Genomic DNA, 19,935 nt, shown 5'->3' with positions numbered 1-19,935 from the left:
CCTACCGCAGACACGTGAAACGAGGACGTGAACGACCATGACTGACGAGACCGACTACCGCATCGAGCACGACACGATGGGTGAGGTGCGAGTGCCCAAAGACGCGCTCTACGCCGCACAGACCCAGCGAGCCGTGGAGAACTTCCCCATCTCCGGGTCGGGCCTCGAGTCGACGCAGATCGCTGCCCTGGCACGCATCAAGAAGGCGGCAGCCCTGGCCAACAAGGACCTTGGCACGCTCGACGGCGCGATCGCGGACGCCATCGCCTGGGCGGCCGACGAGGTCGTCACCGGCGCGTACGACGCGCACTTCCCGGTCGACACCTACCAGACCGGTTCGGGCACCTCGTCGAACATGAACATGAACGAGGTCCTCGCGACTCTCGCGACGCGCCGGCTCGGCGCCACGGTGCACCCGAACGATCACGTCAACGCGTCGCAGTCCTCCAACGATGTCTTCCCCACCTCCGTGCACATCGCTGTGACGCAGGCCCTCATCGACGACCTCATCCCCGCTCTCGACCACCTCGCCGTGGCGCTCGAGGAGAAGGCCGATGCCTGGAAGAGCGTCGTCAAGAGCGGCCGCACGCACCTGATGGACGCCACTCCCGTGACCCTGGGCCAGGAGTTCGGCGGGTACGCGCGGCAGATGCGCCTCGGCATCGAGCGCGTGCAGTCCGTCCTCCCCCGAGTCGGCGAGGTGCCGCTCGGCGGCACGGCCGTCGGCACGGGCATCAACACGCCGCTCGGGTTCCCGCAGAAGGTCATCGAGATCCTCGCCGCGGAGACCGAGCTGCCGATCACGGAGGCGAAGGACCACTTCGAGGCACAGGCCAACCGCGACGGCCTCGTCGAGGCCTCCGGCGCGCTCCGCACGATCGCCGTCTCGCTCACGAAGATCAACAACGACATCCGCTGGATGGGCTCGGGTCCCAACACGGGCCTCGGCGAGCTCCACATCCCCGACCTGCAGCCCGGCTCCTCGATCATGCCCGGCAAGGTCAACCCCGTCGTCCCCGAGGCGACGCTCATGGTGGCTGCCCGCGTCATCGGCAACGATGCGACGGTCGCGTGGGCCGGGGCATCCGGTTCGTTCGAGCTCAACGTCGCGATCCCCGTCATGGGCACGGCGCTTCTCGAGTCGATCCGGCTTCTCTCCAACGCGATGCGGGTCCTCGCCGACAAGACGGTGTCGGGCCTCGAGGCGAACGTCGAGCGGGCCGCGGCCTACGCCGGCATGTCGCCCTCGATCGTCACTCCGCTGAACAAGCTGATCGGCTACGAAGCGGCTGCCAAGATCGCGAAGTACTCCGTCTCGAAGGGCATCACCGTCCGGGACGCGGTCATCGAACTCGGATACGTCGAGCGGGGTGAACTCACCGAGCAGCAGCTCGATGAGAAGCTCGACCTCCTCTCGATGACCCACCCTGGTTGATAATCAGAGCGTGAACAGCGCCGCCGCACCACCGCGACGGGGTACGCCGGGACTCGGGATCCTTCTCGCAGTGTCCTCGGCGGGCCTCGTCGGCGTGGGTGCGGCGGCGTTCGTCGTCGTCTTGCTGACCGCGCCGCAGGCGGCCGGCTGGACGGCGATCGCCTGGCTGGTCGCCGCCGTCCCCGCCCTCGCCGGGATCGGCGTGGTGGGCTGGGCGGTGCTCGAACGACGCGGCCTGGCTGCGCTGAGTGCGGGCGATACGGTCGAGGGCGCCTTCGAGGCGCAACAGCGACTCCTCGACGATGTCCGCCACGAGTTGAAGACGCCCATCACGATCGTGCGCGGTCACCTCGAGATGATGGATGCCGCGGACACCGACGACGTCGAGGCGATCCGCTCGCTCGGAATGGCCGAACTCGACCGCATGACGCGGCTGATCGGCGACATCGACGTCCTCGCGGCCGTGGAGAGCGGTCAGATCTCGGCGGGCGAAGTGGACCTCGCCGCGCTCACGCAGCGGGTGTCCGAGATGGTCGGCGTCATCGGCAACCACGTGTGGCGCGTCGAGCAGACCGCCGACGGCGTCATCCGCGCCGACGGCGACCGACTGCTGCAAGCCTGGGTGCAGCTCGCAGACAACGCCGCGAAGTACTCCCCCGCCGGGACCGCCATCGAGATCGGCAGCGCGATCCACTCCGCCGGCGCGCAGCTCTGGGTCCGCGACCATGGTCCCGGCATCCCTCCCGCGGTGCGTCACCGGATCTTCCGCCGTTTCGACCGCGGGGTCGGCAAGCGTCACGTCGGGGGGTCCGGTCTGGGCCTCGCGATCGTCGACGCGATCGCGAAGGCGCACGGCGGTCACTGCGCGGTCGCCGACACTCCCGGCGGCGGTGCTACGTTCACCCTGGAGATACCGATCGGCACCCGGGGGGCGTTGCCGTCCCCGATCCGCGCCGGCGACGTGCTCCTGCAGCGAGAGGCCACTGAATGACCCGCATCCTGATCGTCGACGACGAACCCCACATCGTGTCGCTCGTCTCGCGTGCCGTGCACGCCGAGGGATTCGAGGCCATCGGCGTCGACGACGGCCCCGATGCCCTCGAGATCGCGCTCGCGGGTGACATCGACCTCATCGTCCTGGATGTCGGCCTCCCGACGATGGACGGCTTCGATGTCCTCCGCGAGCTTCGCGGCGCGGGACACACGACGCCCGTGATCATGCTGACGGCCCGCAGCGGCACGAGTGACACGATCGAAGGACTGGATGCCGGGGCGAGCGACTACGTCCCCAAGCCGTTCGCGGTGGCCGAGCTGATGGCACGCGTGCGTTCGCGGCTCCGCGACAGCGCGGCCCTCGCACCGACATCGCTGACCCGTGGCGGGGTGACCCTCGACATCCTGTCCCGGCGAGCGACCGTCGACGGCCGCGAGGTCGAGCTGTCCACGCGTGAGTTCGCCCTCGCCGAGCAGTTCCTCCGCAACCCCGGCGACGTGCTCACCCGCGAGGTCCTCCTCAGCCGGGTGTGGGGTCTCGACTTCGACCCCGGGTCGAATGTCGTCGATGTGTACGTCCGCTACCTTCGCGCCAAGCTCGGCGCCGACCACATCGTCACGGTGCGCGGCGAGGGGTACCGCTGGGACTGAGCCCCTGTTCGCAGGACGGCCCCGGTCTTCCGATCGGGGCCGTCCTGCGGGGAATGTCCGCTCAGCTGAGCTCGCCTGCCTCCAACAGGTCGGTGACGAGGGCCGCGATCGCCGAGCGCTCCGACCGCATGAGCGTCACGTGACCGAACAGGTCGTGCCCCTTGAGGGTCTCGATGACCGACGCGATGCCGTCGTGACGCCCTACTCGCAGGTTGTCGCGCTGGCCGACGTCATGGGTCAGCACGACACGGGAGTTCTGCCCGATGCGGCTGAGGACGGTGAGCAGGACGTTCCGCTCGAGTGACTGCGCTTCGTCGACGATCACGAACGCGTCGTGGAGCGACCGGCCGCGGATGTGGGTGAGGGGCATCACCTCGAGCAGGCCCCGTGCGACGACCTCCTCGAGGACGTTGCCCGTCACGACGGATCCCAGCGTGTCGAACACCGCCTGCCCCCAGGGGTTCATCTTCTCCTGCTGGTCGCCCGGCAGGTAGCCGAGCTCCTGACCGCCGACGGCGAACAGCGGACGGAAGACGATGATCTTCTTCTGCTGCTGCTGCTCGAGCACCGACTGGAGACCGGCGCAGAGGGCGAGCGCCGACTTCCCGGTGCCGGCGCGTCCACCGAGGGAGACGATGCCAACCTCGGGATCGGACAGCAGGTCGATGGCGATCCGCTGCTCGGCCGAACGACCGTGCAGACCGAAGACGTCGCGATCGCCGCGGACGAGCTTGTACGAACCGTCGCCGGTCACCCGCCCGAGGGCGGAGCCGCGCTCGGAGTGGATCACGAGACCCGTGTTGACGGGGAGCCCGCGGACGTCCTCGCTGACCCCCACCTCGCTGTCGTAGAGATCGCTCACCTCGTCGCCGGACAGATCGATCGATGCGATCCCTGTCCACCCCGAGTCGACGGCCTGCTCGGCGAGATACTCCTCCGCGTGGAGACCGAGCGACGCTGCTTTGACGCGCATCGGCAGATCCTTGGACACGACCGTGACGGACTGTCCCTCCTGGCTGAGGTGCATCGCGACCGACAGGATGCGGGTGTCGTTGTCGCCGAGGCGCATGCCGGCCGGGAGGACGGTCGGATCGGTGTTCGTGAGTTCGACGCGGAGGGTCCCGTCCTCGCCGACCGGAACCGGAAAGTCGAGACGGCCATGCTCGACGCGCAGTTCGTCGAGGTGGCGCAGGGCTTGCCGGGCGAAGTAGCCGATCTCCGGATCGTGGCGCTTGCGCTCCAACTCGGTGATGACGACGACCGGCAGCACGACGGAGTGCTCAGCGAAGCGGAACAGTGCGCGCGGATCGCTCAGAAGGACGGAGGTGTCCAGCACGTAGGTGCGGAGATCCTGGTCCTCTGCCGCTTCCGCGGACTCTTCCTGGTAACGCTGCTTCTCAGGTGCTCGTGTGGTCACAACCCACTCCCGCCCCGGGTGGGAACCCACCCGGCAGTCACGAGTCGACCTGGGGTCACGAGTCGTGAGAGGCCGACTCGACGGGCGCTTTGCCCGTTGGGATGAACGTAGGCTTCGCCGGCGACTCTCCGCCGCCACGACACGCCGCCGGATGTGTCGGCGACGTGAACTCTCCGTGTCGCCGGTGCCAGCGGCATCCGCCCGCTGCGAGGTCAGCTGCCGAAGCGCCGATCGCGGTCGCCGAAGTCACGGATCGCCCGGAGGAAATCGACTTCTCTGAGATCGGGGCCCAGGGCCTCCACGAAGTAGAACTCGCTGTGCGCCGACTGCCACAGGAGGAAGTCACTGAGGCGCTGCTCCCCCGAGGTGCGGATGACGAGGTCGGGGTCGGGCTGGCCTCCGGTGTAGAGGTGCTCGCCGATCTGCTCGGGTGTGAGACTCTCGGCGAGCTCCTCGAGCGAACCGCCCTTGTCGTTGTGCTTCGCGATGATGCTCCGCACCGCGTCGACGATCTCACCGCGCCCGCCGTAGGCCACGGCCAGGTTCACGTGGAGGCCCGTATTCTCCCGTGTCCTCTCCTCGACCGTCCGGAGGCTGCTCGCCAGCTCGGGCGGGAGGACTTCCGCCCGGCCGACGTGCTTGACGCGCCACCCGGGCTCGTGGGACAGGGTTTCGGCGAGGTCGGCGATGATCTCGATGAGGTCCGTGAGTTCCTGCGAATCGCGCTTGACGAGGTTGTCGCTCGAGAGGAGGTACAGGGAGACGACCTGGATGCCGAGTTCGTCGCACCAGCGAAGGAACTCATGCATCTTGGCGGCGCCCGCTCGGTGACCGTGCGAGACGGTCGTGTAGCCGAGCTGACGCGCCCAGCGGCGATTGCCGTCGATCATCATGGCGACGTGGTGCGGGACCGTCCTCGCCTCGATCTCGCGCCGCAACCTCGAGCTGTAGAGCCGATAGAGCAGTCCGCGTCCTTGAGTGGAGGGGGCGCGAGTCACAGGGATACGCTACTCCGGCCGAGACGAAGAGATGGCAGAGACGCGTATTCAGCACCCGGTATGACGGCGCGCGTAGGCTCGACGACGTGACTCGACCGCATTCCGATGACGAAGCCGAAATGCCTCAGCTGCCCCTGCTCGAGGCGGCCGCCGTCGACAGTCAGGTGGAGATCAGACCGACCTGGCGCGGGTGGATCCACGCCGGAACCTTCCCCGTTGCTCTGATCGCGGGCATCGCGCTCATCCTGCTCGCCGAGGGAGCTCCCGCGAAGTGGGCAGCCGCCGTGTTCATGGCGACGTCGCTCCTCCTGTTCGGGAACTCCGCGCTTTACCACCGGTTCGATTGGGGCCCGCGGACGAAGTCGGTGCTGAAGCGTATTGATCACGCCAACATCCTCTTGCTGATCGCCGGAACGTACACGCCGATAGCCACCCTCGCCCTCGCGCCGTCGCAGGGCGCCCTGCTCCTGGTGCTGGTGTGGTCCGGGGCGTTCGTCGGCATCCTCTTCCGGGTGTTCTGGATCAACGCGCCCCGGTGGCTCTACGTCGCGCTGTATCTCCTGCTCGGCTGGGCCGCGGTCATGTACCTCGGTGACCTTCTCCGCGCCAGCGTCACCATGATGGTGCTCGTCGTCGTCGGCGGACTGCTCTACACCGGCGGCGCGATCGTTTACGCGATGAAGCGGCCGAACCCCTGGCCCGGACACTTCGGGTTCCACGAGATCTTCCACGTCTGCACGGTCCTGGCCTTCCTCTGCCACTGGACCGCATGTCTGCTGATCTCGGTCTCCCCGCTCAGCCCTTCGCTGGGCCTTCCGGGCTGACGGCGCTCGGTCCGTCACCGTCGTCCGGGTTGTCGTCACCGCGGGCGGCGGCGGCCTCTTCGGCGTCGAGCATCTCGTTGACGTCGGTCCGGTACTGGGCACGACGGATGCGGCGGAGCATGTCGATGGCGAGGAGGACGATCACGATCGCCACGACCGCAATCGCGATGAAACCGGCGACACCGGGCGTCACCAACTCGGCCGGAGGCCCCGTGGGCGTGGGGGACGGTGTGGCTGCGAGCCATCGCAGATCCGGCATGTGACCTCATTCCTCAGCCAGAGCGAATAGCCTGGGATACCAGCCTAGAACGGATGCCGCATGACCCTGACCGACGTCGACCGCAAGCTCGCCGAGCGGTACGGGCGCACCCGGTCGGCGGCATCTCGTCGCTGGTCATGGGTCCTCGTCGGCGTCATCGCCGTCGCCGCGACCGGGCTGCTGGGATGGTCGACCGTTGCGAACGCGATCAACACTGTGGACGCCGACACCACCGGATTCACCCTCGTCGACGAGCACGCCGTCGAGGTCCGTTTCCAGGTGTCGATCCGGCCGGACACCCGGGTGGCCTGCTCGCTCGAGGCACAGGACCCGGAGCACGGGATCGTCGGGTTCAGGGTCGTCGAGTTGACGGCATCCGACGATCACACCCGATCCGTGACGGAGCGGATCCCGACGATCGCCGAGGCCACGACGGGTTTTGTCCGCTCCTGCTGGATCCTCTAAGCTGAAGATTCTCGCGCCCCGGTGACTTGCCGGGGCGTTTGGCTTACCCCTCGACCGCACCAGGAGATCACGTGTCCGATACGTTCCTGACCCAGGAGGCCTACGACCGCCTCGCCGCCGAACTCGAGCACCTCTCGACGACGGGTCGCGAGGAGATCGCCAAGCGCATCGAGTCCGCTCGCGAAGAGGGCGATCTCAAGGAGAACGGCGGCTACCACGCGGCGAAGGACGAGCAGGGCAAGCAGGAAGCCCGCATCCGCACGCTGCAGCAGCTTTTGAAGGACGCCAAGGTGGGCGTCGCCCCCGAGTCCGACGGCACCGTGCTCTCGGGCACCGTCGTCACCGCCGTCGTCGCCGGCGGAGAAGAGGTCTTCCTGCTCGGCAACCGTGAGATCGGCGCCAACAGCGAACTCGACGTCTACAGCGAGGCATCGCCGCTCGGTGAGGCCATCCTCGGTCTCCGTGAGGGGGAGAAGACGAGCTACACGGCACCGAACGGCCGCGAGATCGCCGTCGAGATCGTGAAGGTCGAGACGTACACGGGTCAGTGACCCGCGGAATCCACCCGGTGAACTCGGCTCTTCAGTTGGGGACCACCGTGGGGGCGTAGCCGGCATCCTGCAGGATCGCCAGCACCTGGGCACGGTGCTCCTCTCCTCGCGTCTCGACGCTGAGCTGCAAGATCACCTCGCTGATCTGCAGGCCCTGGCCGTGCCGGGTGTGCAGGACCTCGATGACGTTGGCCCCGACGACCGATAACAGCTCCGACACCCGCGCGAGCTGACCCGGCCGGTCGGGCAACGGGACCTGGAGCGTCATGTAGCGGCCGGATGCCGCGAGCCCGTGAGCGACGACACGCTGCAGCAGGAGCGGGTCGATGTTGCCACCCGACAGGATGGCGGCGGTCGGCCCTGACGCAGTGATCTTGCCCGTGAGGATCGCGGCGACGCCGACGGCGCCGGCCGGCTCCACGACCTGCTTCGCGCGCTCGATGAGGACGAGGATCGCGCGCGCGATGTCGTCGTCGCTGACGGTGACCACCTCGTCGACGAGGTCGCGGATGATGTCGAACGGGATCGTCCCGGGCCGCTTGACGGCGATTCCGTCGGCAATGGTGGGCGACGTGTGCTCGGCATCGAGGGGCCGACCGGCAATGAGTGAGCCGGGGTAGCCCGCGGAGTTCTCGGCCTGCACGCCGATGACGCGGATGGTGCGCCCCTCGGCCGCGGCGCGGGCCTTGACGGCCGCCGCGACGCCGGCCGCGAGGCCTCCCCCACCGATGCCGACGACGATGGTCTCGAGCCCCGGGATCTCATCCATCAGCTCGAGGCCGAGCGTCCCCTGGCCGATGATGATGTCGTGGTTGTCGTACGGCGGAATGAACACCGCACCGGTTCGCTCGGCGAACTCCTGCGCCAACCGCAGCGGCGTCTCGAAGGTCGCGCCCTCGAGGATCACATCGGCGCCGTAGCCACGCGTCGCGAGGAGCTTGGGCACCGGGACCCCGAGGGGCATGAAGATGGTCGCGGCGATGCCGAGGGTCTGAGCGCCGAGCGCGACGCCCTGCGCATGATTTCCCGCTGACGCCGCCACGACGCCGCGAGCGCGCTCTTCCGCGGTGAGCCGTGACAGGCGGTACGTGGCCCCGCGGATCTTGAACGACCCCGTCCGCTGCAGGTTCTCGAGCTTCAGGTGGACGGGGGCGCCCAGAACGCTGGAGAGGAATTCCGAGTCCTCGACGGGGGTCCGCGAGACGACGCCGGCAAGCTCCACGGCGGCGGCCTCGAACTCCGCCAGGGTCGGGGCGGCGATCTTCGCCTGTTCGCTCACGCGGTCATCCTCCTGTTTCGCGGCACGGTGCTCCAGATCAGATCATCCGGTCCGGGATCGACCGGTCGTTCCCAGCCTCGCCGCGAAAGATAGAGCCAGACGACGTTCACGAACGCGGCCATGGGGACGGCGAACACCGCGCCCGCGATGCCGGCGATCATGGCGCCACCCGCGACGGCGAGAACGACGGCGAGCGGGTGGACCTTGACGGCCGCGCCCATGAGCAGCGGTTGCAGGATGTGGCCCTCGATCTGCTGCACACCGAGCACGATGACGAGCATCCAGAGCGCGATCCATGGCCCGTTGTAGACAAGGGCGAGGAAGACGGCGAGGGCGCCCGTGAGGACCGCACCCACGAAGGGGATGAACGCGCCGAGGAAGACGAGCACGCCGATCGGCGCCGCGAGCGGGACACCGAGAAGAGCCGCACCGACTCCGATGCCGATCGCGTCGATCGTCGCGACCAGGAGCTGCGTCCGCGCATACGTGATGACGGTCCGCCACCCGGCGCGACCGGCTCCGTCGACCGCGGCCCGTGCACGCTTCGGGAACAGTCGGACGACCCAGCGCCAGATCCCGCCGCCGTCGGCGAGGACGCAGATGAGGATGAAGAGGGTGAGCAGGATGCCGGTGGCCACGTGACCGAGCGTGGAGCCGATCGCCAGCGCCCCCGACCAGAGCAGCTGGGCCTGCTCCTGCACCAGACCGAAGGCCTGGCGCACTCCGTCGTCGATCTCCCGACCGGTGAGATGCAGGGGTCCGTCGATGAGGTAGTCGCGGAACTGTCCGATGCCCGCGACGGTGCGATCCCGCACGGATGCCGCGTCCCGGGTGATCTGCCAGATCGCCACCCACAGGAGGCCACCGATCACCGCGATCGTCAGCAGCAGCGTGAGGATCAGCGACAACCATCGCGGCAACCGCCGCAGCAGGAGTGTGAACAGCGGCCACACGAGAGCGGTGATGAGGATGGCGGCCAGCAGCGGGATGATGAGCAGCCGCAGTTGGATGACGATCCAGATGATGACGGCGATCGCCGCAGCCAGTACGAGGAAGCGCCACGCATAGGCCGTCGCGACCTTCAGACCGCGCGGAACCGTGCCCGAGACGTCCGTGGACACCGTGCGGGCGCGGAGGGAATCGAAGAACCCGTTCCGGGACTTGTCGTCTGTACCGCTCACTGGGCCATCCTAGGACGCCCGGCTATCCGAGGCAGCGACGTCAGAACTGGATCCGCGGCGGCTCGGCGATCGCTGCGCCGTCCACGACCTCGAAGAACTCCCGCTCGCCGAACCCGAGGCGCCGGGCGAAGAGGTTGTTCGGGAACACCTTGATCTTGGTGTTCACTTCCCGCACGCCGCCGTTGTAAAAGCGCCGGGAGGCCTGGATCTTGTCCTCGGTGTCGACGACGGCCTGCTGCAGCTGGAGGAAGTTCTGGCTCGCCTGCAGCTGGGGGTAGGCCTCAGCGACGGCGAACAGCGACTTCAACGCCTGCTGCATGTGCCCCTCGGCGACGCCCGCATCTGCCGGGGTCGTCGCGGTCAACGTCTCCGCACGTGCATGGGTGACGTTCTCGAACACGGCCTTCTCGTGGGCCGCGTAGCCCTTGACCGTCTCGATGAGGTTCGGCAACAGGTCAGCGCGTCGCTTGAGCTGCACCGTGATGTCGCTCCACGCCTCATCCACCCGCACAGCCAGGGCGACGAGGGAGTTGTACGTGGCCCAGAGGTAGACGCCGACGATGACGATGAGGGCGACGACCACGAGGACCGGGATGAGGTATTCCATGGATCTCCGATCGATAGCCTCCTCATCCTAACGACGTGGACGTCGCGCGTGCGGACACCGCGCGTCTGTTCCCAGCCGTTGCACACGGGGACCGGCTTGTAGGGTCGCACGTGTGACGGGTCTGCGCACGCATCGTTCTCTCCGCCTCGCCCTCGTCGGGATCGTGGTGGCCCTGGCGGCATCCGTTCTCGTCGAGTTGGCCCAGGCCGGGTGGGTGCCCCTGCCATCGATCAGCGACTACTTCTACTCCCCCGCTCGCGGCGTCTTCGTCGGCGGTCTCGTCGCGGCTGCCGTCGCGCTCCTCGCGCTCTCGGGTCGCGATGCGGAATCAATCATGCTCGACATCGCCGCCGTGTTCGCTCCACTCATCGCGATCGTCCCCACCGGATACCGCGGGAGGCCGGTCGTCCCCGAGGACGTCCTCGCCACCGTCCGGAACGGCGTGGGGGTGTATATCGTGATGGTCGCGGCTCTCGTCGCGCTCAGCATGGTGCTCGCGTCCCGAGGCGAGACCGCCTGGCGTCGGGTCGGGATCGTCGGGGGGATCGCGACCGTCACCGCCGCGGCGCTGGGCGTGCTGGCTTTCGCGCCGGGAGTGGCCGGACAGTTCCCCTTCCCCGGGGGCGTGAACATGCACCTCGTCGCGACCGTCTGCTTCTTCGTGATGTTCGCCGCTATCCCGCTCGTGAGCGTCTTCAGCAGGGACGCCCGTCCGGGTCCGGTCTATCGGGGGATCTACGCGGCGGTCTCCGTCGTCATCACGATCGCGCTGATCCTGGCCATCGTCTCCGTGATCGCCGACCCGGACACCATCGGCGTGCTGATCGGCGAGGCGGTCGCACTCACGGCGTTCGCCGTGTTCTGGATGACACAGACGGTCGAACGGTGGCGGGACGCCGATCCGCCCAGCATCCTCGCCGCCTGACGCCGTACCCCCACTGGGACTCGAACCCAGACTGAAGCGATTTTAAGTCGCCTGCCTCTGCCATTGGGCTATGGGGGCTTGTGGCCAGGGTATCCGGCGATCACGCGAACGACCCCCACGCGGCTCGCGCCGGGTGGGGGTCGTGTCGACAGGACGGGTCAGCTCGCGGCGACCTTGCCGGTCTTCTCCGCAGCGACGGACTTCGGGTCGATCGGCGGCGTCTCGGGAGCGGCCGGACGCGGGCGCGCGGCGAACTCCTCGAAGACCCGGCGCGGGTTCTGCAGCGTCTCCGTCGAGACGTTGTCGCGCCCGAGCCAGAAGTTCTGCCACCAGTCGCCCACGACCCGGAACTTGCGCTCGAAGGTCGGCATGGCGAGCCCGTGGTAGCCGCGGTGCGCGATCCAGGCGATGAAGCCCTTGAGGGCGAGCTTGCCGGACTGGAACACGCCGTTGTAGAGGCCCAGGCCTGCGACGGCGCCGAGGTTCTTGTGGAAGTACTCCTTGGGGTCCTCGCCTCGGAGCACGGCGACGACGTTCTTCGCCAGCAGCTTGCCCTGACGGACGGCGTGCTGAGCGTTGGGGACGCAGAATCCGCCGACGCCGCCACCCGTCAGATCGGGCACGGCCGCGACATCACCGGCAGCCCAGGCGCCCTCGACGAAGTCCTCGGGGGTTCCGACACGGAGGTCGGCACGAGTCTGGATGCGACCACGCTCCTCCACGGGGAGGTCACCGCCGCGGACGACGGTCGGGTTCGCCATGACACCGGCGGTCCAGATGATCAGGTCGGTCGGAATGACGACACCGGTGGACAGCTCGACATTGCTGTCGACGGCCCCCTTCACCTGCGTGTCGAGGTGCACGTAGGCGCCGCGCTTCGCGAGGTCCTTGAGGACCCACTCGCTCGTCTTCAGCGACACCTCGGGCATGATCCGGCCCATCGCCTCGATGAGGTGGAAGTGCGTCTCGTCGAAAGTGAGGTTCGGGTAGCTCTTGAGCAGGGCGCTCGCGAACGCGCGGGTCTCGGCGAGCACCTCGATACCGGCGAAGCCACCGCCGACGACGACGACCGTCAGCAGACGCTCGCGCTCGGGGCCGGGCGGGAGGCTGGCGGCGCGGTCGAAGTTCGTGAGAATGCGGTCGCGGATCGCGACGGCCTCTTCGATCGTCTTCAGGCCGATCGCGTTCTCCGCGATACCCGGAATCGGGAAGGTGCGGGAGACGGCACCGGCCGTGACGACGATCTGGTCGTACTGCTCCTGCCACGGCTCACCGACCTCGGGGGTGATCGTCGCCGTCTTGGTGGCGTGGTCGATCCCGGTGATCTTGGCGATGACGACCCGGGTGCGCTTGAGGTGGCGACGGAGACCGACCACGACGTGGCGGGCTTCGATCTCCCCGGCTGCGACCTCGGGGAGGAAGGGCTGGTACGTCATGTAGGGAAGCGGGTCGACGATCGTGACCTCGGCCTCACCCTTGCGCAGGTGCTTCTCGAGCTTCCACGCGGTGTAGAAACCTGCGTAGCCGCCTCCGACGACGAGGATCTTGGGCACAGTGGTAGTCACGGTCGGAAGAGCTCCTTGATTCAACGGCTCGGCGGTCGCGGGGTGCGCGCCGATCGGATGCGCCGGGCAGCAGCGGTGACCCCGAGCACTATAAGTATAGTCCCCAGACTCAGAACGACCAGCGGCACCGTGCCGTAGCGAAGTGTCTCGCTGCTCGGCAGGAGCGGCGACACAGCCCCGCTCGGAGGTTCGGCCTCGGGCAGCGGCGCGACGGTGAACGGCGTCGGTGTGGCGCTCGGCGCGGGAGAGGACTCGGCGCGCCGGTACAGCCGGATCCACTCCCGGAGGTCATCCGCAGGGTTGGCGGAGACCGCGGGGACGGAAGCGGTCACCGCTTTGGCGGCGTTGATGAGGCCGTATCCGTACAGCGCGCTGGGCACCTTCTTCACGCGGTCCGAAGGGGTCGCCGTCTTGATCAGCCGGTTGATGACATTGCCCGCGCTCAGCTCGGGGTGGGCGGAGCGAACCAGAGCCGCGACACCGGCCACGATCGGAGCGGCGCCGCTCGTCCCATCCCAGATGACGAGATCGCCGTTGGCGGAGACACCCAGCAGCTCCTCGCTGGGCGCGGAGATGCCGATCGTGATGCCTTGAGTGGATGCCGTGTTGCTGGCGCGACCCTCGCGATCGACGCCGCCGACGGTGAGGACACCGGGGATCGTCGCCGGAGCGCCGACCTCCTCGGTGCCGCTTTCGCGGTTGCCGGCGGCGACGACCACGACCACGTCGTGGTCGAACGCGTAGAGGAAGGCGTCATCCCACGACGGGTCCCAGTCGAGCGTGTTCGTCGTGAAGGACAGGTTGATGACGTCGGCGCCGTGGTCGACGGCCCACCGGATCGCTTCGGCCACCTGGTCGACGAAGGGAACGCTCGCGTTGTCACCGAAACCGATGGAGAGCGACAACAGGTCGGCCTCGGGCGCGACGCCGATCATCCCCTTGTCTGCGGCCGTGCCGCGTCCGGCGGCGAGCGACGCGACCCAGCTGCCGTGGTTGCGGTCGCTGTCGCCGACGGGCGCTCTGCCGTCGGCCTTGCCCACTCCGGAGAAGTCGGCACCGCCCACGACAGCTCCGTCGAGCTCTTTCGGACCGCGCCCGATCCCGGTGTCGATCACCGCGATGGTCGTGCCGGCCCCCTTCGTCGTCTTCCAGGCGTCGGAGATGCCGTATTCCTTCAGCCAGTACTCCATGTTCCGCACCGGGTCGACCGGGTCCGGGGTGGGAGTGGGCGTCGGGGCAGGTGCGGCCGCGGTCAGCGCCGCAGTGAGGAAGACGATCGCGGCGGCGAGAGCGACGCGGACACCCCTCATCCGGTCGTCCTGGGTGTCGCGCACGTGCAGCGATCCGGCGACCACGTGCCGCGTGCGAGAGCGAGGTCGCCGATCGGGTTGACACCTGGTCCGGCCGCCAGCGAGTGCGCGGCCAGAGCGTGCAAGCATTTCACGCGGGTGGGCATCCCACCCGCGGAGACGCCCGCGATCTCCGGGACGGTGCCGTGGACGTCGCGGTCGGCGAGATAGGCAGCGTGGGCGGCCCCGTAGGACGCGGCCAGCTCCTCATCCTCCGCCAGGTCGTCGTTGAGCTCACGCATGACCTGTGTGGCTTCGAGGGCGGACATGGCGGCTGTCGCGCCGGGATGCGTCAGATAGTAGAACGTCGGGAACGGGGTGCCGTCGGGCAGGCGCGGCTCGGTCGCCACGACCGTCGGGTTCCCGCAGACGCAACGCGCCGCGATGCCGACGACGCCGCGCATGGGCCGACCGAGCTGCTCGCGCATGGTGTCGTGATCGGCGGCTGACGCGGGCGAGAGTGTCGGATGGGGCACCGCTCAAGGGTACCCGGCGATGTGCGCGGGGGCTGGGCGTCAGCCCGGGGCGACGGTCTTGGCGAGTCCCGCCTCGGTCACCGAGCGGAGGAACTGCGTCATCCAGTCGCGGTGCGTCTCCTGGACGCTCCCGCTGACGGGGCGCTGCTGCGGCTCGATCGCGTCCGACGGGCGGTCGTCGGCGACGAGGTAGACCACTTCGCCGGGGCGGCGGTAGTACAGGCGCTCGCGTGCTTGGGCGACGATGTACGCCTCATCCCGCCACCGCTCGCGCTCGGTCGTGAGCTGCGAGATGTCGTCCTCTGTCGCCTGCACGTCGTGCTTCAACGCCGCGATCTGCTGGCGCTGGTCGACGTAGGTGCCGATCGTCGGAACGAGGACGAGTGCGGCGAGGATGACGAGACCGAGCATGATCGCCATGAACCCCGACATCCGGATGCCGCCGACCCAGTCGCGCACGTCGACACGGCGGCCTGCCCGCGGAGCCGATCCGTCGCGACGAGGAGATCGGGACACACGAGAAGGGGGAGCCGATGGTCTGTCCATGGCTCCCCCTCTCGTTAGATCTCCGTGCTGACGCGTTCTTGCTGTGTCAGGCGCTGAAGCGCGGGAAGGCAGCAGCGCCGATGAACTCCGCGGCTTCGCCGAGGTCTTCCTCGATGCGCAGAAGCTGATTGTACTTCGCGACGCGCTCGCTGCGAGCGGGCGCGCCCGACTTGATCTGCCCCGAGTTCACCGCGACCGCGAGGTCGGCGATCGTGGTGTCTTCGGTCTCGCCCGAACGGTGCGAGAGCATCGTGGTGTAGCCGGCGCGGTGCGCGACCTCGATCGCGTCGAGCGTCTCGCTGAGCGTGCCGATCTGGTTCACCTTGACGAGGAGCGAGTTCGCCGCGCCCCGCTTGATGCCGTCGGACAGGCGCTGCGGGTTGGTGACGAACAGGTCGTCGCCGACGAGCTGCACCTTCTTGCCGAGGCGCTCCGTGAGGGCGGTCCAGTTGTCCCAGTCGTCCTCCGCCAGGGCGTCCTCGATCGTGACGATCGGGAACGAGTCGACGAGGTCGGCGTAGTAGTCGACGAGCTGCTCGGCGGTCCAGTCCTTGTTCTCGAGGCGGTAGACACCGTCGTTGAAGAACTCGGTGGCGGCGACATCGAGACCGAGGGCGATCTCCGAGCCCGGGGTGAACCCGGCCTTCTCGATCGCCTTCACCAGGAAGTCGAGGCCCTCCCGGTTGCTGGGGAGGTCGGGGGCGAAGCCGCCCTCGTCGCCCAGGCCGGTCGCGTAACCGGCCGCCTGCAGTTCCTTCTTCAGGACCTGGTAGACCTCGGCACCCCAGCGAAGCGACTCGGAGAACGACTCGGCGCCGATGGGCGCAAGGAAGAACTCCTGCATGTCGATGCCGTTGTCGGCGTGCGAGCCGCCGTTGATGACGTTGAACAGCGGCACGGGCAGAACGCGTGCGTTCGGGCCGCCGAGGTAACGGTAGAGCGGCAGGTCGGCGCTGTCAGCGGCGGCCTTCGCGACGGCGAGCGAGACGCCGAGAATGGCGTTCGCGCCGGTGCGCGACTTGTTCTCGGTGCCGTCGGTCGCGATGAGGATCTCGTCGATGACGCGCTGCTCGCTGGCATCAATGCCCTCGATCGCAGGTCCCAGCTCGTCGATGACGGCGTTGACGGCCTTCAGCACGCCCTTGCCGCCGTAGCGGTTCTTGTCGCCGTCGCGGAGCTCGTACGCCTCGAAGGCGCCGGTGGAGGCGCCGGAGGGAACGGCTGCGCGCTGGACGATCCCGTCGTCGAGCAGGACCTCCACCTCGACGGTCGGGTTGCCGCGCGAATCCAGGATCTCGCGTGCGCCTACTGCATCGATCAATGCCACGGGGGTTTCTCCTTGCTTGTGGAGGATGGAACGGGAGCGTCGTCGGTCCGTGGTCGAGTCTAGTGAGGCGAGGGATGCCGCACAGGACCGGGCGTCACACGAGAAGCGCGATCGCGATGCCGTCCCAGCCCTTGCGGTCGAGCGTCTGCAGCGCCGTCGCGTCGAACCGCGGGTCGCCCTGGAGCATCTCGAGCCCCGCACGGACACCGTCGATCTGGGCTCCGGCATCCGTCTCCACGACGTGACCCGACCGGACGATGTTGTCGACGACGACGACGGTGCCGGGCCTGCCGAGGCGGGCGGCCCAGTCGAGGTAGAGGGTGTTCGACTCCTTGTCGGCGTCGATGAAGACGAAGTCGAAGGGCTCCGTGCCCGACAGGGTCGGGAGCACGTCCTCACCGCGCCCCTCGCGCACCTCCACCCGATCGGCGACGCCGGCGCGCTCGAGGTTCCGACGCGCGACGGCCGCGTTGTGGGGCTCGGCCTCGATCGTCACGACGCGACCACCGTCGGGAAGGGCGCGGGCGAGCCAGATGGTGGAGTACGCACCTAGCGTGCCGATCTCCAGAACACGGTGCGCACCGGCCAGCCGCGCCAGCAGGTGCAGGAGCTTGCCCGTCAGCGGGGACACCTCGATCTCCGGCATCCCCTCTTCCGTGAGCGAGTCGATCGACGCGGTGAGGGCGTCGTCGTGGGTGACGAGGGTGCTCGTCAGGTACGCGTCGACGGCGCTCCACCGGTCGGAGGTCGGTTCGTGCGGTGCGGGATGAGCCATGCGGCCACTCAATCGCGCCGCGGTCCGGGCGTCAACGACGCGTAGGCATTGAGGAGTCCCGCGGCCGTGGCCGCGTCGTCGACCGTCACGGTGAGCGTGCGCCCGTCGCGACGTTGGACGCGCACGCCTTCGCCGGTCCGGAGCACGAGCCCTTTTCCCTGCGAGGACCAGCGGATGCCCCATCCCCCGAACTCCCCCATCGGCGAAACCTCCACGACCTCTGCGGCGGCGACGTCCGCGATGGGGACGTGGATGCGCGGCCACCCCACGGCCGACACGGCGGTCAGCCCGTCGGGGTCGACCCGGATGTGGAAGCGGACAGTCGTCACGAGGATCATCACCAGCAGGACAACGACGCCGAGCGAGACCCACGAGGCTGCCGGGTCGGCGAGGAGGACGACGGGAACGCCGACGGCCACGCCGATCATCAGGGCGATCGACAAGACGACGATGCCGCCGCGAGCGAGGGAGACGCCCTGAAGCCAGACGACGCGCTCCCCCGGTCGCACGGGGACGTCGGCGGAGCTGCTCGACGCGGTGGGCTGCCACGGCACGTGCGGCTGCAGCATCCACCCCACGATGCCGGCGGCGAGCGCGGCGACGAGCACGCCCGGCAGAAGGAGCGGGGGCAGGGTGGCCGCGGCGTCCGTCCGGCCGAGCTGGATGCCGAGGGTCGCCACGCCGAGCCCGCCGATGAGGACGGCGACCGAGAGTGCGACGGCTCCGAGCGATCGGTACCCCGCACCGTGATCACCGCGGCGGAGGCCGCTGCGGCCCATTGCGAAGATCGCTGCCGGGATGCCGAGGCCGATGAGGAGAGTCGTGAGCAGCATCGTCCACGCGGGGCCGACACCGTCGGGCGTTCCGTTCCACGCCCAGTGGGTCGCGATGGTCTCGGGGAGCTGCGGCAGGAGGATTCCCTGCACGATCAAGGACACGAGCGACACGATCGCCGGGAGCACGAGCGCGGTGAGGGTGAATTGGCGACGGACGACGGCGGGGGTGTCAGTGATCACGAGCGGCCTCCTTGACGAGAGCGGACAGGGTGTCGGGCGAGACGCCCAGGGATCGTGCTTTGTCGACGAGGGCGGTGATCTCCGCCTGCAGCCCGGCGAGAGCGGCACCGGTCGAGGTGACGACGGCGCCACGACCGCGGCGGAGGTCGATCAAGCCTTCATCACGGAGGTCCTGGTAGGCGTGGAGCACGGTGTGGAGGTTCACCTGGAGCGCCTCGGCAACTTCTCTCGCCGACGGAATCCGCTCGCCGGCCACAAGCCGACCACCAGTGATCTCGGTACGCAGCGCGTCGGCGATCTGCGCGAACAGGGGCACCGTGCTCTGAGGGTCGACGCGGATCAACATGCACTAATTATAGTGCAACTATAACTATCGGAGTGTTTCGACGAGTTGGGTACGCTCTCGCCGTGTCCATCCCCACCCTCGCCCGCCGACTCGGCCTCGGCGACGCCGTCGTGATCGGTCTCGGTGCGATGATCGGCGCCGGCGTCTTCGCGGCTTTCGCGCCCGCTGCGCAGGCCGCGGGGACGGGCCTGCTCTTCGGGCTCGGGATCGCAGCCGTCGTGGCATTCGGCAATGCCACCTCCACGGCGCAGCTCGCCGCGGTTCATCCGACATCCGGCGGTGTGTATGCCTACGGCCGCGCCGAGCTCGGCCCGTGGTGGGGATTCCTCGCGGGATGGGGCTTCGTGATCGGAAAGACAGCGAGCTGCGCGGCGATGGCTCTCACCTTCGCCGCCTACGTCGCTCCCGCCGGATGGGAGCGACCGCTCGCCGCAGCGGCAGCCCTCGCCCTCGGCGCCGTCAACCTCTTCGGCATCACCCGTACGGCTCAGCTCGCCCGTGTCCTCATCGCCATCGTCCTCGTGGTGCTCGCCGTCGTCGCCGTCGTGGGATTCGCCGCCCCCCGCGCCGGGACCGCGACGTGGAGCGACGGCGTTCTCGGCGCGGGGCCTGTCGGCATCCTCCAAGCGGCAGGGCTGCTGTTCTTCGCCTTCGCCGGCTATGCCCGCATCGCGACGCTCGGAGAGGAGGTGCGCGACCCCGCGCGAACCATCCCCCGCGCGATCATCCTCGCCTTCACCGGAGCGCTCATCGTCTATGCCGTCATCGGTGTCGTCGCGCTCCGCACCCTCGGCCCCGACGGTCTCGCCGCCTCCCCCGCGCCCCTCGTCGACGTCGTGCTCGCCGCGGGGTGGGATGCCGGCGCGCCACTCGTCCGGATCGGCGCCGCAGCGGGATCCCTCGGCGCCCTTCTCGCTCTCATCGCGGGGATAGGTCGAACCTCGTTCGCG

The 19,935-nt window shown here is 68.7% G+C and carries 22 protein-coding genes and 1 tRNA gene; 8 read left to right on the top strand and 15 right to left on the bottom strand.

Features of this window, described 5'->3' with window-relative positions; genetic code table 11:
- Positions 1 to 37 precede the first annotated feature (37 nt).
- The 3 genes from MO1_RS10530 to MO1_RS10520 are packed head-to-tail and all read left to right on the top strand — an operon-like array spanning position 38 to position 3,079.
- A complete protein-coding gene (locus MO1_RS10530; protein WP_036312305.1) occupies positions 38 to 1,435 on the top strand; it encodes a class II fumarate hydratase in 1,398 nt (465 codons plus the stop codon).
- A gap of 10 nt (positions 1,436 to 1,445) precedes the next feature.
- Positions 1,446 to 2,426 carry a sensor histidine kinase gene (locus MO1_RS10525; RefSeq protein WP_060916004.1) on the top strand — a complete coding sequence of 327 codons (981 nt, stop codon included), beginning with the start codon at positions 1,446 to 1,448 and terminating at the stop codon, positions 2,424 to 2,426.
- Positions 2,423 to 3,079 (top strand): response regulator transcription factor, encoded by a 657-nt coding sequence (locus MO1_RS10520; RefSeq protein WP_036312301.1) that lies wholly within the window; start codon positions 2,423 to 2,425, stop codon positions 3,077 to 3,079. Before MO1_RS10525 ends, MO1_RS10520 begins: the two co-directional genes overlap by 4 nt.
- A gap of 61 nt (positions 3,080 to 3,140) precedes the next feature.
- Here the strand turns inward: MO1_RS10520 and phoH2 are convergent, their stop codons facing one another.
- Together phoH2 and MO1_RS10510 are read right to left on the bottom strand one after the other, a co-directional pair.
- The gene (gene phoH2, locus MO1_RS10515; RefSeq protein WP_060916003.1) at positions 3,141 to 4,496 is read right to left on the bottom strand and encodes an RNA 5'-3' helicase PhoH2; all 1,356 of its coding nucleotides are present in this window, start codon (positions 4,494 to 4,496) and stop codon (positions 3,141 to 3,143) included.
- Between the two features lie 212 nt (positions 4,497 to 4,708).
- Positions 4,709 to 5,494, bottom strand: coding sequence for an isoprenyl transferase (locus MO1_RS10510; protein ID WP_036312297.1), 786 nt, complete (start codon positions 5,492 to 5,494; stop codon positions 4,709 to 4,711).
- 119 nt (positions 5,495 to 5,613) lie between these two features.
- On the opposite strand from MO1_RS10510, the gene trhA reads away from it, so the two are divergent.
- Entirely contained in the window at positions 5,614 to 6,318 is a 705-nt protein-coding gene (gene trhA, locus MO1_RS10505; protein WP_036312295.1) for a PAQR family membrane homeostasis protein TrhA, read from the top strand.
- Here trhA and MO1_RS10500 read toward each other — a convergent pair.
- Positions 6,290 to 6,577 (bottom strand): hypothetical protein, encoded by a 288-nt coding sequence (locus MO1_RS10500; protein ID WP_060916002.1) that lies wholly within the window; start codon positions 6,575 to 6,577, stop codon positions 6,290 to 6,292. The genes trhA and MO1_RS10500 overlap by 29 nt on opposite strands.
- Before the next feature lie 60 nt (positions 6,578 to 6,637).
- Between MO1_RS10500 and MO1_RS10495 the strand changes: the two genes are divergently transcribed.
- Together MO1_RS10495 and greA are read left to right on the top strand one after the other, a co-directional pair.
- Positions 6,638 to 7,042 (top strand): DUF4307 domain-containing protein, encoded by a 405-nt coding sequence (locus tag MO1_RS10495; protein ID WP_060916001.1) that lies wholly within the window; start codon positions 6,638 to 6,640, stop codon positions 7,040 to 7,042.
- Positions 7,043 to 7,113: 71 nt separating this feature from the next.
- On the top strand, positions 7,114 to 7,593 hold the full coding sequence (gene greA, locus MO1_RS10490; protein ID WP_036312289.1) for a transcription elongation factor GreA: 480 nt from the start codon (positions 7,114 to 7,116) through the stop codon (positions 7,591 to 7,593).
- Between the two features lie 31 nt (positions 7,594 to 7,624).
- Here the strand turns inward: greA and ilvA are convergent, their stop codons facing one another.
- The 3 genes from ilvA to MO1_RS10475 are packed head-to-tail and all read right to left on the bottom strand — an operon-like array spanning position 7,625 to position 10,660.
- Positions 7,625 to 8,872: a threonine ammonia-lyase gene (gene ilvA, locus MO1_RS10485; protein ID WP_036312287.1), complete on the bottom strand. Its 1,248-nt coding sequence runs from the start codon at positions 8,870 to 8,872 to the stop codon at positions 7,625 to 7,627.
- A complete protein-coding gene (locus MO1_RS10480) occupies positions 8,869 to 10,053 on the bottom strand; it encodes an AI-2E family transporter (RefSeq protein WP_036312286.1) in 1,185 nt (394 codons plus the stop codon). Before MO1_RS10480 ends, ilvA begins: the two co-directional genes overlap by 4 nt.
- A gap of 40 nt (positions 10,054 to 10,093) precedes the next feature.
- Positions 10,094 to 10,660: a LemA family protein gene (locus MO1_RS10475; RefSeq protein ID WP_060916000.1), complete on the bottom strand. Its 567-nt coding sequence runs from the start codon at positions 10,658 to 10,660 to the stop codon at positions 10,094 to 10,096.
- A 112-nt stretch (positions 10,661 to 10,772) separates the two neighbouring features.
- On the opposite strand from MO1_RS10475, the gene MO1_RS10470 reads away from it, so the two are divergent.
- Entirely contained in the window at positions 10,773 to 11,585 is an 813-nt protein-coding gene (locus MO1_RS10470) for a hypothetical protein (RefSeq protein ID WP_060915999.1), read from the top strand.
- Positions 11,586 to 11,590: 5 nt separating this feature from the next.
- On the opposite strand, the gene MO1_RS10465 is transcribed toward MO1_RS10470, so the two are convergent.
- From MO1_RS10465 to MO1_RS10425, 9 genes are all read right to left on the bottom strand, one after another.
- Positions 11,591 to 11,663 (bottom strand) — tRNA-Leu (locus MO1_RS10465).
- An 80-nt stretch (positions 11,664 to 11,743) separates the two neighbouring features.
- Positions 11,744 to 13,138 carry an NAD(P)/FAD-dependent oxidoreductase gene (locus MO1_RS10460; RefSeq protein WP_060915998.1) on the bottom strand — a complete coding sequence of 465 codons (1,395 nt, stop codon included), beginning with the start codon at positions 13,136 to 13,138 and terminating at the stop codon, positions 11,744 to 11,746.
- 32 nt (positions 13,139 to 13,170) lie between these two features.
- Positions 13,171 to 14,460 (bottom strand): S8 family serine peptidase, encoded by a 1,290-nt coding sequence (locus MO1_RS10455; RefSeq protein ID WP_060916052.1) that lies wholly within the window; start codon positions 14,458 to 14,460, stop codon positions 13,171 to 13,173.
- Positions 14,457 to 14,927, bottom strand: coding sequence for a DUF501 domain-containing protein (locus tag MO1_RS10450; protein WP_036312278.1), 471 nt, complete (start codon positions 14,925 to 14,927; stop codon positions 14,457 to 14,459). The genes MO1_RS10455 and MO1_RS10450 overlap by 4 nt, the downstream gene beginning before the upstream one ends.
- An 87-nt stretch (positions 14,928 to 15,014) precedes the next feature.
- Complete coding sequence (locus MO1_RS10445; protein WP_235186126.1) at positions 15,015 to 15,491, bottom strand: FtsB family cell division protein; 477 nt, start codon at positions 15,489 to 15,491, stop codon at positions 15,015 to 15,017.
- 76 nt (positions 15,492 to 15,567) lie between these two features.
- Positions 15,568 to 16,848, bottom strand: coding sequence for a phosphopyruvate hydratase (gene eno, locus MO1_RS10440; protein WP_036312275.1), 1,281 nt, complete (start codon positions 16,846 to 16,848; stop codon positions 15,568 to 15,570).
- 94 nt (positions 16,849 to 16,942) lie between these two features.
- Positions 16,943 to 17,623 carry an O-methyltransferase gene (locus MO1_RS10435; protein ID WP_036312274.1) on the bottom strand — a complete coding sequence of 227 codons (681 nt, stop codon included), beginning with the start codon at positions 17,621 to 17,623 and terminating at the stop codon, positions 16,943 to 16,945.
- 8 nt (positions 17,624 to 17,631) lie between these two features.
- The gene (locus MO1_RS10430; RefSeq protein ID WP_060915997.1) at positions 17,632 to 18,639 is read right to left on the bottom strand and encodes a DUF1648 domain-containing protein; all 1,008 of its coding nucleotides are present in this window, start codon (positions 18,637 to 18,639) and stop codon (positions 17,632 to 17,634) included.
- Positions 18,629 to 18,985 (bottom strand): GntR family transcriptional regulator, encoded by a 357-nt coding sequence (locus MO1_RS10425; protein WP_036312270.1) that lies wholly within the window; start codon positions 18,983 to 18,985, stop codon positions 18,629 to 18,631. Before MO1_RS10425 ends, MO1_RS10430 begins: the two co-directional genes overlap by 11 nt.
- A 62-nt stretch (positions 18,986 to 19,047) precedes the next feature.
- Between MO1_RS10425 and MO1_RS10420 the strand changes: the two genes are divergently transcribed.
- Positions 19,048 to 19,935 (top strand): APC family permease (locus tag MO1_RS10420; RefSeq protein ID WP_082724409.1); only part of this gene is annotated, 888 nt, incomplete at its 3' end.

This window comes from Microbacterium oleivorans NBRC 103075, from assembly GCF_001552475.1.
Lineage (GTDB): Bacteria > Actinomycetota > Actinomycetes > Actinomycetales > Microbacteriaceae > Microbacterium > Microbacterium oleivorans.
Note: the sequence above shows the minus strand (reverse complement) of the source record. Positions and strands in the feature narration are given on the sequence as shown.